This is a genomic window from Robinsoniella peoriensis (genome assembly GCF_000797495.1).
Taxonomy (GTDB): Bacteria; Bacillota; Clostridia; order Lachnospirales; family Lachnospiraceae; genus Robinsoniella; species Robinsoniella peoriensis.
On the sequence record NZ_JTGN01000021.1, the window covers coordinates 14,691 to 27,927 of the forward strand.

Genomic DNA, 13,237 nt, shown 5'->3' on the forward strand with positions numbered 1-13,237 from the left:
TCTAATTGTTTCATCTGCATTCATCATATCTTAATTATCACATATTAGCATTATATGGAATTGCCCTTTTATATAAAAAAATTGCGGTGAAAATGAAACTGTATTTGACTTTATCAAGGGTGTCTTTTATACTGGTACCAAAGCGTCCCCTATCAACAAAGCCCACTCACGGAGGATTCCTATGACAACCATCTCAACCGGTGTGCTTCCGGCATCACAGATCTATTTTCATACTCCATCGTCCACTGCTGCAAATGGGTTCTTATATCCATTATGTATCGGACATTTCTACTGTGACCACACCTATCAGATCCGCAGAAACAGTTTCGACAGTTTCCTCGCTATCCTGGTGATACGGGGCAGCGGCTATGTGGAAATTGATGGTGAGACCCATGTTATGAATGCCGGAGAACTGACTATGATTGACTGTTATAAACCCCATGCATATGGTGCCCAAAATTCCTGGGAGTTTTACTGGATTCATTTTGACGGAATAACAGCACGGCACTATTTTAATTTGATACAAAATAAGTATCCCCATATTTTCCGGCTATCCCAGGAAGTATTTTCTGAAACTCTGTTACCGGTTAATGCTATCTTACAAAGCTTTTCCTGTGAGGTTGCCTGTAAAGAAATCCAGATGTCCAAATATATTACAGATATGCTGACCTCCATACTCATCTCTGAAGAAGCTACGACGGCAGTTCACCGCCCGGCATCGGGCATATCTCCGGTGGAACTGGCTACCGCATATATCCGGCAGCACTATCAGGAAGCAATCTCCGTAGATAAACTCGCCGGAAAGGTTTCCTTAAGCCCCTACTATTTTATCCGGGAATTCAAAAAAGAAACCGGGCTGACTCCCCATAGCTACTTAACAGCAATGAGAATCAACTCGGCTAAATTTTATCTGCGCACCACTGGAAAGTCCATTAAAGAAATCGGTTTCGCCTGTGGATTCCAAAGTGAGAACAGTTTCTGTATTACATTTAAAAAACAGGAAGGCATGACGCCCACACAGTTTCGGGATGGGGAACTATAACTTTTCAAGATTATACGCCCTTCCCTTTTCCATAACAACGGTGCGGCAGCCGCTGTCCTTCAACCCATTCACATACTTCATGGGATCTTCCGTATTTTCAGCGAACATGCCATAATGATTCGGCACCCCTGTTTCAGCCTGTACCCGCTTTGTCAGCGTAACGGCTTCCTCCACAGACATGTTGCCCAGCTTTCCATTGATACATACAAAGATAACATCTGCTTTAATGAGCTCTTTTTTATCATAGTAATATCCGACTTCCGGCGTCAATAGGCTGTCACCGGTAAAGTAATAATCACGCCCGTGATAATGAAGCACATATCCCTGGCTATCCGGCGTATGCTCTGCAAACACTGCTTCCAGATCAAAAACACCATATTCAAAATGTTCCCCACGGTTAATGCAGTGAATGTTTTTTTCGGGAACACCACATTCTTTTAAAATATCATAACCGCTACGTGGTCCGGCATAAACTGTTGAACCCTTTTCCATCGCCTTAACCAAATCAGAATCCAGATGGTCAATATGGTCATGTGTATACAATAACACATCTGCTTTTACATCCCTTCCGGCAGCCGGTGCCGGAACCAGCCTTTTTAATCCTTCCTGTTTTTCTACCAAATCCGAAAAATATGGATCAATTAAAATTGTACAATTCCCCTCTTTTAATTCATATCCTGCCTGTCCCAACCATTTTATCTGCATTTACGACTCCTCCATTTTGTCTTTTACCATCATTTGCAGTACAAATATTCATTTCTTTTCCAACATAATATCATACATGTTATATTTTGCGAATACTTTGTTGAATTGTTTAAAAAATCTTAATAAGTTATATGCAAGGGCTGCTTGTAATCACTTTCCATTTTATATATAATAAATATAAATAGTTTTTTATAAGGGGAAGGATTTATATGATAGAATTGAAAAAATATCTGGGCTTTCCATTGGAAAAGTCCTACGAGGAACCGATTGAAAAGCGCCTGTTACAAAATATTAAAAGGTCACATATCGCCTTCCAGGGCCTTATCATCGCGTTTCAGATCATTATGATGCTCTCTATCTCCCTTCGTCCGGGAGGGCCTTTTTATAAGCCCAGGAGAACAGCTTACTTCAGCATGTATGTTATCCTGGCATTGATTACCTTAATAGTTATGGTTATAAATATTAATTTCGTGAAAAAGCAATCCCCAAACCATCGTTTTTATTTTCGCATAAATTATTTTTATATGGGATTTCTCTGTCTTTGGAGTACAGCCGTCACATTAAATGACCAGCTCGGAGGAAATGGACTTACCGTCTTTACCTATGTCATGCTCACGGTAGCCGTACTGACTCTGACCAAACCCTGGCATAACATTCTGATTATGGGGGGAAACTTTCTTCTACTAAATTACCTGCTTCCTTATTTTCCGGATCCCCATGGTGCTGACCAGACCTTTAATAATCTGATGAACAGTTTGTTTACCACTGTATTGGCAATAGCCATCTCAACTATTTTCTATCGAAATCGGGTCAGGAAGGAATATGACCAGATCATTATAAACGAACAATATAATTTGATCAACGATATTAATGCCCAGCTTCACCAGGAAGTTCTGACAGACAAACTTACGGGATTATATAACCGGCGTTACCTGGAAGACACTGTAAAAAATATCTTCCGTAATAATCAGGAGGCTCACCATTGTGCCGCCTGTATGATGATTGATATTGATTTCTTCAAACAGTATAATGATACATACGGCCACCAGGCAGGAGACAACTGCCTGGCCGCTATCTCCCAGCTGTTTGCCAGGAATATACAGGATGAAGATGCCTGTCTAATCCGATACGGTGGGGAAGAATTCCTGATCTTTCTCTTTGGGGATTCTTCCCGGGATGCAAACGTAAAAGCCGAAGTCATCCGAAGTGCCGCAGAGCAGGGAATGTACCATACCCCTGTGGTTCCAAAAAGACCTATAACCATTAGTATTGGGCTTTATCAGGAAACACCGATGAGGGAGACCGATATGGAACATTTTATTTTCCGCGCTGACCAGGCCCTTTACGAAGCAAAGAAACATGGCCGTAATTGCGTTTTTGAATATCAGCAGCCACCAATGCTGTAACTGTAAAAAACCGGTCAGGTACAGCGGTTTCTTACTGAAGTTAGTATTTTCTGCTTCTTAAATATTCTTTCGCCATACTCTGATCATACCATTTCTCCTCCGTGATGATCCGCAGGGGCAATTCCTTACCTGCTACAAGATCCTGGATCGCTTTCATAAGCTGCGGTCCAAGGAGCGGATTACATTCCACTGCACAATTTAATTTACCGTCTATCATCGCCTCAAAGGCCTCTCTGGTTCCATCTACCGATACAATTTTTACATCTACACCGGGCGCAATCCCGTTTTTCTCAAGCTCTTCGATAGCTCCAATCGCCATATCATCGTTCTGGGCATAAATGATATCAATATCCCATTCATGGGATGCCAGATAATTTTTAATAATATCTCTTCCGCCTTCAATGGTAAAATCACCATATTCAGAATACACTATTTTATATTTTCCATTTTCTTTCAGAATCTCTTCAAACCCCTGCTTTCGTTCCTCCGTTGGTGAGGCTCCTTCATTCCCCTGCAGTTCCATAATCTTCATGCAATCCTTAACAGCCGGTACATTATCCCGTATCCAGCGCATTGCCCTTCTGCCCTCCTCCAGAAAATCAGAGCCTATGTATGTCATAACCCAGTCATCATTTTGAACTGCTATTTTTCGGTCAGATGCTAATACCGGAATACCCGCAGCCTTTGTTTCCTTCAGAATCTCATCCCAGCCGCTGTCAACTACAGGTGATACCACAATCACATCCACATTCATTTTTATAAATTTCCTTATGGCATCAATCTGCATTTGCTGCGATTGATCCGCATCTTCAAAGATCAGATTCATACCGAAGTCTTTTGCCGCTTCTTTTATGGATTCTGTATTTGCTTTCCGCCATGCGCTCTCCATTCCAACCTGGGCATATCCTACATCAATAATTTTATCAGGCTTTTTATAAGTTTCGTTCAGCCCGGCTATATAGGACTCTACATTATCTTTTGTAACCACATGGCTTCTTAAAATCACCTGTTTGGGAACCCCGCTTACCTGTTTTAATATATCAAGGGCATATTGAATGGCTTCTTTCCCTCCGGTGGGACAGGTGATAGTTTCTTCAATTTTCCCCTGTGTGATCAGATCGATCCCTTCATTTTCTCCCAGGAATCCATCAATACCTACGATCTTTGCATCTGCTCCTATTTTATCCATTGCCAGATACGCACCTAACGCCATATAATCGTTATGGGCAAATATTACGTCATAATCTTTCAGGTGCTCACCCATGGCAAGCACCGTATCTTCCGCATCGTCCTTGGATCCTGATTCTATCCTGCAGACACTTTTTTCGATTTTCGGATATTTGGATATAATGGAATCAAATCCCTTACTTCTGTTCTGGCTTGGCAAAGAATCTTCACTTTGGCAGATTTCCAGAACCTTACCCTCTTCATCTTCCAGCAGCCTCAGAACGCCTTCCCCTGCCCTCCTGCCAATCTGCTCATTATCCGGTCCGATAAACAGTGAATAATCAAATCCTTCTACCCCTCTGTCCATTACAATAACGGGGATTTCCTTATGGTACACCCCTCTGATAATGGAGGTCATAATTTCCGTATCACAGGGGGAGATGATCAAAAGGTCAATCCCAAAATCTATAAGTTTTTCCACATCCTTTACCTGCTTGGTAACATCCGATGTGGCATCTGTCATAATTAACCGGATATTCTTATGTTTTTTAGCTTCTTCTTCAATTTCACTGGTCAGCGCAAGTCTCCAGGACTCACGCATATTAGCCTGGGAAACGCCGATCACATATTCTATTTCCCGGTATTCCCCACCATCCATACCCTGATTGTAAAAATGCAGCCCCAGGAACATAACAAGGAGCAGCCCACAGATTGATGCAGATGCTATTATCCTACTTTTCATCCCTGTCTCCTCCCTCCAGCAGATCTATACTCTGTGGTATCAGGATGGTTACTTTTGATCCTGCACCCAGTTCACTGGTAACCCTGACACAGAATTTATCCCCGTATCGGATACGTAACCGCTCTTTGATATAGAACAGGCCAAAGCTTTGGTTTTCTTCCAGCCGGGAATGTTCATTTAGCAATGCATTGATCTGCTCTGCTTTTTCCTGGGTCATTCCTGCACCATCATCTTCTACCGTAAATTCCATCCAGCTCTCCGCAACACTTTCACATCGTATAATCAGATGGCCTTCTCCGCGCTTGGTTTTTATACCATGGTAAATGGCATTTTCCACCAGGGGCTGCAGCATCAGTTTTGGAACTACACACTGATTCAGGGTGTCGTCTACCATAAGCTCATAGTTCAGCTTCGGTCCATACCTGATTTTCTGTATATACAGGTAATTGGAAACGTACTTAATCTCCTGTTCCACTTTAATGTAGTCCCTGCCTTTGCTCAGCCCAATACGGAACATATTGGTAAGGGCGTCTACCAGCCTGACAATATCATCCGCCTGATATTCTCTCGCCATCCAGCTGATGGTATCCAGCGTATTATAGAGAAAATGAGGCTTAATCTGCTCCTGAAGCACTTTCAGTTCCGCCATTCTCTTATTTTTCTGCTCCAAATAGACCATATCCACCAGGCTTTCGATCTGGACAAGCATATGGTTAAACCCATATCCCAGTTCACTTACCTCATCTTTATAATTCCCGTCGAACCGGACCGACAAATTACCCGACGCAGCTTCCTGCATAAGCAGCTTTAATTCTACAATGGGATTTGTTATGGTCTGGGATATTTTCATAGAAATAACCAGAACAAATATAAGGGTCATTGCAAGGCCTCCGGTTAAAATATAGAACATGGAATTCGTACTTCCCATAATTTCGTCCAGAGAGAATACACCTACAATCTTCCAGCCTGTATATTCGGACTCTTCATAGCGTATCTGATAATTTTCCCCGTTTATTCTGGCATCCACCGGAACCTGTTCCGGAGTCAGCCATGCAGGGTCGATACGGTATGTCACTTTATTCGGAAGGGTATAGACCATGCGGTCATCCTTGTCCAGTACAAATACAAACCCATTATCTCCTATGGTTACATTTTGTATGGACTGGGAAATAATATCATGCTTTATATCCAGGAGTAAAACTCCCATTATTTCACCGGTATTTGCATTTTTAATTGCTTTTGCTATGGAAAACACATCATCTATGCTATAACTCTTATCCGTGGCAATATTTCTTCCTGCAATGTTGCTGATGATCTGCATTTCATCGGGATGCGCTGCCGCCTGGCGGTACCAGTCCTCATTTTTAAAGGAATCTCTGGAGATACGCATCATCCCGGTATTCGTACATAAATCGTTCTCCGTGGCTACAAAAATTCCTGCAATTTCTTTATTGGAAACAGCCAGATTGTCCAGTATATTTTCTAAATTTAGCTTTGCCTGTTTCCAGAAGACATCCTCTTCGGATTTCATAGACCCAAAGTCGGTATTTTCCATCCCACAGATAATAAAATTTGCAATTTTATCAATGCTGTTGACATATACGTCAATGGATGTTTTGACCTGGCTCATCATCTGATCTGCATGCTGGGAGACACTTTTTTTTGCCTGTCCGGTAAATACACTGATCCCAATCATTCCGAACACACAAAAAGGGATCAGCGAAGCGACAATATAAGACCAGACCATTTTACTACGGATTGTAATATTCATGAATTTGTTCTTAAGCTTGTTCATTTCGCTCACCCCTCTTCGTCAATTCCTGTCTTTTTATTATAGCTTTGACCGGGTAATTTCGCAATCGGATTCTAATTATTCTAATTTAAAATCCTATTTTCCTTTTAATTTTTCTGCCCGTATGGATATGATTCTCTGAATAACAATGAATACGCATAACAACGCTGCAATCGTTACTTTTGTCCACCATGTATTCAGATTTTCGTACGTTACAATGGTCTGGATAATTCCCTGAATCAGAACTCCTATGGTCGTACCGATTACAGTACCGACACCTCCGGTCAGCAGGGTGCCGCCGATTACGGCTGAGGATATGGCATCCAGTTCCAGCCCCATATTCTGGAGCGAATAGCCTGCTAATGTATAGAAGCTGAAAACTACACCTGCAAGTGCTGCACAGAAGCTGCTGATTGCATAAACCGCAATCTTTGTTCTTGCTACTGGAAGTCCCATCAGAATCGCTGACTGTTCATTCCCACCTAAAGCATAAATACTTCTTCCGAACTTGGTAAATTTTAATATGTAGTAAGCTGCAAGAATTACTACCAGGGCAATAAATACATAAGAATAAATCTTACCTTTCCCAATTACCAATTTGCTCAGCGCCATTTTTTTATAAAAATCATTGGAGATAGAAATGGATTCCGTACTGATTACCGCACAAAGTCCTCTCATCAAAAACTGTCCTGCAAGCGTTACGATAAATGGCTGCAGTTTAAAGTAGTGGATAATGTATCCCATCCCAAATCCAATTGCTGCGCCGATCAGTAATACTAAAGGAATCACTACAAATGCCGGTGCACCCTTCTGCAGCAAGAATGCGGATAGTACACAGGTAAATGCAATCGTGGACGCTATGGATATATCAATTCCGCCTGTCAGTAATACAAAGGTAACACCAATAGATGCTATAATCAGATAGGCATTATCATTAAATAAATTAAAAAATGTAGATAAGGATAAAAACCGGTCATACGAAACAGATCCGAATATAAATAGTGCAATAAACAGCACAAATGTGATTACCAGCGAAACGTTATTAATTTTTAATCTCTTTTTTGCCATCTCTCTCATGCCTGCTTCGCCACCTTTCTCTTAGAGAATTTTCTTGTAAATGTCTCTTTAAATTCTTTTGACTGTGAAAGACAGATGATAACAACTAAAATAGCTTTTACTACCTGGGTAATTTCCGGTGCAATTCCTATGGCATAAACAGTTGTTGTAATACTCTGAATGATCAGGGCACCTGCGATACTTGCCGGTATTGAAAAACGTCCCCCGCTTAGTGAAGTCCCGCCAATGGCAACTGCAAGAATTGCATCCATTTCAATCATAAGACCTGCATTGTTACAGTCCGCGCCTTTGATGCTGGCACTTTCAATGAGACCCGCTAAAGCTGCAAAGATACCACAGCAGGTATAAACAACCAGTTTAATCGCATCTACATTGATTCCGGCAAATTTACTGGATACAGAATTACATCCGGTTGATTCCAGAAAAAGTCCAAATGCCGTTTTTTTGGTAAAAAGCAACACGATGATTAATAAAATAACTACCAGATATACCGGAAATGGAATTCCAAGAATATATCCACCATTAATAAAGTAATATGCGTCTGAGCTAACTGTTACAATCTTACCACCGGTTACTAATTGGGCTATTCCGCGCCCCGCAACCATTAAGATCATTGTTGCTACAATCGGTTGAATCTGAATCTTTGCAACCAGGAATCCATTCCAAAGCCCGCATAACAGACCTGCCAAAAGTGCCAGTATAATGGCGATTGCCACATTTCCACCCACTCCCGGAAGAATGCTTCCGCTTACGATACTGCAGGCAATTGCCCCGCTTATTGCCATAACAGAACCAACCGAGATATCGGTTCCCCCTGTAGCAAGTACCATTGTCATACCAATGGATAAGATCATCAGCTTACTGCCATTTCTTATAATATCAATAATTCTTCCATAAAGATGCCCATCAACTATTTTCATCTGAAAGAAACTTCCACCAGATATGATTCCGTTAAACAGGATAATAGCCAGTAATATCACAAAGGGCCAAAATGCCTGATTTTTAGAAATTTTATTTAGTTTTTTCATGATTATCACCTCCAGCTATATAACGCATGATTGCCTCTTCTGAAATCTGGCTGCCCCGGAGTTCTGTTACTTTTCGCATGTCCCTTAAAATAACCATTCTGCCGCAGCACCTGGTCATCTCATCAATTTCCGAAGAAATAAAGATAACCGCCATTCCCTGTTTTGCCAGGTCTACTACTATTTTTTGTATTTCGGCTTTCGTTCCAATATCAATTCCCCTTGTCGGCTCATCCAGCATGAGAAGTTCCGGCTCAGTTGCCAGCCATCTTGCCAGAATTACCTTCTGCTGGTTACCGCCGCTTAAATTCTTAATCAGCTGTTCTGACGACGGGGTCTTGATTTCCAGTTTCTTAATATACTCATCTGCTATCTTCTCTGACTCCTGTCTGGAGATAAAGTGAAACATCCCCCGCTTCGCCTGCAGTGCCAGGCAGATATTTTCACGGATGGTAAGTTCTCCTACAATACCTTCCGTTTTACGGTTCTCCGGACAGAATGCAATGCCTCTCCGGATTGCATCCAGTGTACCCTTTAATTTTGTCTTTTCTCCTTTAATTTCAAGAGTTCCTTTTTCCAGATTATCTACTCCGAATATTAAACGGGCTGTTTCTGACCTTCCGCTGCCCAACAGCCCGGAGAGTCCCAATACCTCGCCTTTATTAATCTTCAGACTAAATCCCTGGATGGTTCCTGCCCCCGTGACATCTGCCATATCTATTAATAATTCATCTGATTTATTTTCTTCTTCATAAATAGCCATTGTCTGATTTAATTTTGCATAGTCTTTGCCAATCATCTTTCCTACCAGTTCTACCCTTGGCAGGTTCTTTGTTTCATAAGTTCCTACGTATTCCCCATTTCTTAGAACCGTTATACGGTCTGTTATCTCATATACCTGATCCAGAAAGTGTGTTACGAAAATTATTCCCATACCCTCTTTCCGGAGCTTTCTCATTGTTTCAAACAATTTTTCTACTTCCATTGCAGACAAACTGGAAGTCGGTTCATCCAGTATCAGTACTTTTGCTGATACATCGCAGGCACGGGCGATTGCAATCATCTGCTGAATTGCCACAGAATAATTATCCAGATTCTTAGTTACATCAATATCCAGATCGAATCTCTTCATTAATTCCTTAGACTTCTGGTTAATTGTTTTCCAGTCTATTCTGCCGCCTTTTCTTATTTCCCTGCCTATGTAAATATTCTCTGCTACAGACAAATTCGGACAGAGGTTTACCTCCTGGTATACCGTACTGATTCCGTCTGCCTGCGCCTCTAACGGGGATTTCGGATAGATTTCTTTTCCTTCCATCAGAACCGTTCCGCTGTCTCTTTCCTCTACTCCTGTCAATACCTTAATCAATGTGGATTTACCTGCACCGTTTTCTCCCAAAAGTGCCAGTACTTCCCCTTTTCTTAATTCCAGCTGCACATCACTCAGCGCGATTACAGCTTTGCCAAAGCTCTTTGATATATGATTCATTTGAAGTAAGATATCCTCTTTACCCATATCACATTTCCTCCATTCCTGCTGTTTATCTGCCCCCTTATCCAAAATCCGCTCTCAGTCGTACTGGAGCGGATTTTAATAAGATCATAAAAATCTATTTTAGTATTGGCGATTTGGTAAATCTGCTGCCGCCGTATCCTGACGATAGATACCTTCTTCAGATTTAACCCATTTTTCAACTGTTTCACCATCTTTTAATTTCTGGCATGTATTGAAGAACTGTTCACCAAGTAATGGATTACATTCTACAGTAACGTTTGCTTCTCCTGCTGCCATAGCTTCAAAAATGCCTTTAACGCCATCTACTGACACTGTCTTAATGTCTTCACCCGGTTTAAATCCAGCTTCTTTAATTGCTTCGATTGCGCCAAGCATCATATCATCGTTATGTGCATATACACCTTTGATTTCTTCGCCATAAGTCTTTAAGAAAGATTCCATAACTTCTTTCCCTTTTGCTCTTGTGAAGTCACCTGTCTGGGACTCCAGAATTTCAATATCCGGATGATTTGCTTTGATTTCTTCATCAAATCCTGTTTTACGGTCATTTGCTGCGGAAGCACCTACGGTTCCCTCTAACTCAACAATTTTTCCTTTTTCTTCTAATAATTTGCCCATTTCAATTGCTGCATTTTTACCTTCTTCGATGAAATCTGATCCGATGAAAGTTGAATATAAGCTTTCATCTACATCTGCTTTTCTATCCACCAGTACAATTGGGATTCCAGCTTCCTGAGCCTCTGTAAATACTGCGTCCCATCCGGTTTCTACTACCGGAGCAAGTCCGATAACATCTACACCCATTTCAATAAAAGACTTAATTGCTTTAATCTGGTTCTCCTGTTTCTGCTGAGCATCTGCAAATTTCAGGTCAATTGTATCCACGTTTTGTCCTGCATAGAATTGAATCGAAGCTGTCTCAGCATCACGCCATCCGGATTCCTGTCCGATCTGGGCAAATCCAACTACCAGTTTATCACCGCCTGCACTGTCATCTTTTGCTTCATCACCTGCAACTTCAGAACCCTTTACCGTTTCCTGTGCTTCTGTTGCAGGAGCTTCTGTCTTCGCTGCCTCTGTTGTCTTTGCCTCCGTTGTCTTTGCTTCTGTTGTTCCTGTACTGCTGGAACCACATCCGGCTGCCATAGCAGCTACCATACTGACACATAATAATACACTAACAAGCTTTTTTTTCATTTTAATATCCTCCGTTTTCTTTGGGTTCTTCCCTTGCTATGAACTTATTATATTCTATTTATGTCTTCAGGTCTTTGCAATTTTCCTTTATAAAATTGCAAAATTTTAGCATCCATTTGCCAATCAACTCATGGATGCTAAATAAATATCCCTGTGTAATTTTCATTCCTTATCTTTTTTGTGCACTCTTACGGTACTCAGCCGGACTTACTCCGGTAATCTTTTTAAATACATTGCTGAAATAATGCTGAGTGGTATATCCTACCTTCTCCGCTATTTCATACATTTTCAGATCTTCTTCAAAAAGCAGGTCGATTGCTTTTCGGATACGCACTTTTGTAAGATAATCAATAAAGGTGATTCCCATCTCTTTTCGAAAAATCCTGCTTAAATGCTGAGGCGAAAGATACGTATAATCCGCCACATCCTGCAGCGTCAATTCTTCTCTGTTATAATTATCTTCTATGTATTGTTTCACAATTTTAATTACGCTGGATCCGCCCTTTACTGATTCCATCTGCTCTGCTGCCCGGTTGTATACCGCAACCAGATTCTCATATCCTTCTCCTGTCTCCTGAACCGAAACTACTTTTAATGGAAGACATCCCTCGATGCTTTCCATACATTTTAACTGCTTGCGCCTAAGCTCTTCTGCTCCCATATCTTTTGAGATCACCACCAGATCACCATTTTCTACCTGGCAGGAAGAGACATTTTTCAGGTCATTAAAAATTTCATTACTAATATTCTGAACAGCATAGGATAACAGGTCATCATCCCAGTTTTCACCCAGATCTTTATCCACCGCCTGTTCCAGATGAATAATGGTAACTGCATATTGTTTTGGAATACAAATGTCCAGATACTGCATTCGTTCCTCGATTTCTTCCTCTGCAAGTCTCCCTTCCAGCCAGTTCTTTAAAAAGGCATCCACCAGATGTATTTTGTTCTGCTGTAAAGTCATCTTTGCCCACTTCAGATATTTATCTTCCTTATTTTGCTGCTGTACTTCCTTTAATACCTCCTGAATCATATTGTCAAAAGGTTCTTCCATCAATGGTTTTAAAATGTACTCAAAGACTCCGAGCCGGAGAGCCGTCCTTGCAAATTCAAAATCATCATATCCTGTGATAACAACAATGATTGCCTGGGGCTGTAAATTCTTTAATTTTTCAATAAACTGCAGCCCGCTTAAAAAAGGCATGTTAATATCTACAAAGAAAATATCAATGTCCTCTTCCTGGGCAATTTCCAATGCCATTTCTCCATCTTCTGCTTCTGCTACGACTTCAATTTCTTCATATTTCCGTAAAAAACTGATAATCCCCCTCCGGATTATGTACTCATCATCTGCTACCATAGCTTTGCAATTCATCTTTTTCTTCCTCCCATAATTTAGAACGTGTTTATAAATTCATTTCCCCCTCTTCATCAAATGAGACGATAATCCCCCGATGATAAAATACATTATAATGGAAAAATCATCCTTTGACTATGCAAAATTTTAGCACTAATTTATAAAAATACCACGCCGGAAAAAAGCGTGGTATTTTATATTCATTATTGTT

Annotated in this window: 10 protein-coding genes; 2 read left to right on the top strand and 8 right to left on the bottom strand. The window is 41.0% G+C overall.

What is annotated here, in order from left to right:
* Positions 1-181 precede the first annotated feature (181 nt).
* Positions 182-1,042, top strand: coding sequence for an AraC family transcriptional regulator (locus QR40_RS27260; RefSeq protein ID WP_044297663.1), 861 nt, complete (start codon positions 182-184; stop codon positions 1,040-1,042).
* On the opposite strand, the gene QR40_RS27265 is transcribed toward QR40_RS27260, so the two are convergent.
* Positions 1,037-1,747 carry an MBL fold metallo-hydrolase gene (locus tag QR40_RS27265; protein WP_044297664.1) on the bottom strand — a complete coding sequence of 237 codons (711 nt, stop codon included), beginning with the start codon at positions 1,745-1,747 and terminating at the stop codon, positions 1,037-1,039. The two genes, QR40_RS27260 and QR40_RS27265, sit on opposite strands and share 6 nt — an antisense overlap.
* Positions 1,748-1,956: 209 nt before the next feature.
* Between QR40_RS27265 and QR40_RS27270 the strand changes: the two genes are divergently transcribed.
* Positions 1,957-3,153 carry a GGDEF domain-containing protein gene (locus tag QR40_RS27270; protein WP_052431087.1) on the top strand — a complete coding sequence of 399 codons (1,197 nt, stop codon included), beginning with the start codon at positions 1,957-1,959 and terminating at the stop codon, positions 3,151-3,153.
* Between the two features lie 40 nt (positions 3,154-3,193).
* On the opposite strand, the gene QR40_RS31160 is transcribed toward QR40_RS27270, so the two are convergent.
* From QR40_RS31160 to QR40_RS27305, 7 genes are all read right to left on the bottom strand, one after another.
* Entirely contained in the window at positions 3,194-5,062 is a 1,869-nt protein-coding gene (locus QR40_RS31160) for a substrate-binding domain-containing protein (RefSeq protein ID WP_081999074.1), read from the bottom strand.
* Entirely contained in the window at positions 5,052-6,857 is a 1,806-nt protein-coding gene (locus tag QR40_RS27280) for a sensor histidine kinase (protein WP_044297666.1), read from the bottom strand. The genes QR40_RS31160 and QR40_RS27280 overlap by 11 nt, the downstream gene beginning before the upstream one ends.
* 93 nt (positions 6,858-6,950) lie before the next feature.
* Positions 6,951-7,922 (bottom strand): galactofuranose ABC transporter, permease protein YjfF, encoded by a 972-nt coding sequence (gene yjfF / locus QR40_RS27285; RefSeq protein WP_027295677.1) that lies wholly within the window; start codon positions 7,920-7,922, stop codon positions 6,951-6,953.
* A gap of 5 nt (positions 7,923-7,927) precedes the next feature.
* Positions 7,928-8,959: an ABC transporter permease gene (locus QR40_RS27290; RefSeq protein ID WP_027295676.1), complete on the bottom strand. Its 1,032-nt coding sequence runs from the start codon at positions 8,957-8,959 to the stop codon at positions 7,928-7,930.
* Positions 8,943-10,472 carry a sugar ABC transporter ATP-binding protein gene (locus QR40_RS27295; RefSeq protein ID WP_027295675.1) on the bottom strand — a complete coding sequence of 510 codons (1,530 nt, stop codon included), beginning with the start codon at positions 10,470-10,472 and terminating at the stop codon, positions 8,943-8,945. Before QR40_RS27295 ends, QR40_RS27290 begins: the two co-directional genes overlap by 17 nt.
* A gap of 99 nt (positions 10,473-10,571) precedes the next feature.
* Entirely contained in the window at positions 10,572-11,669 is a 1,098-nt protein-coding gene (locus tag QR40_RS27300; protein WP_027295674.1) for an ABC transporter substrate-binding protein, read from the bottom strand.
* 169 nt (positions 11,670-11,838) lie between these two features.
* Positions 11,839-13,044 carry a response regulator transcription factor gene (locus QR40_RS27305; protein WP_027295673.1) on the bottom strand — a complete coding sequence of 402 codons (1,206 nt, stop codon included), beginning with the start codon at positions 13,042-13,044 and terminating at the stop codon, positions 11,839-11,841.
* Between the last annotated feature and the right edge of the window lie 193 nt (positions 13,045-13,237).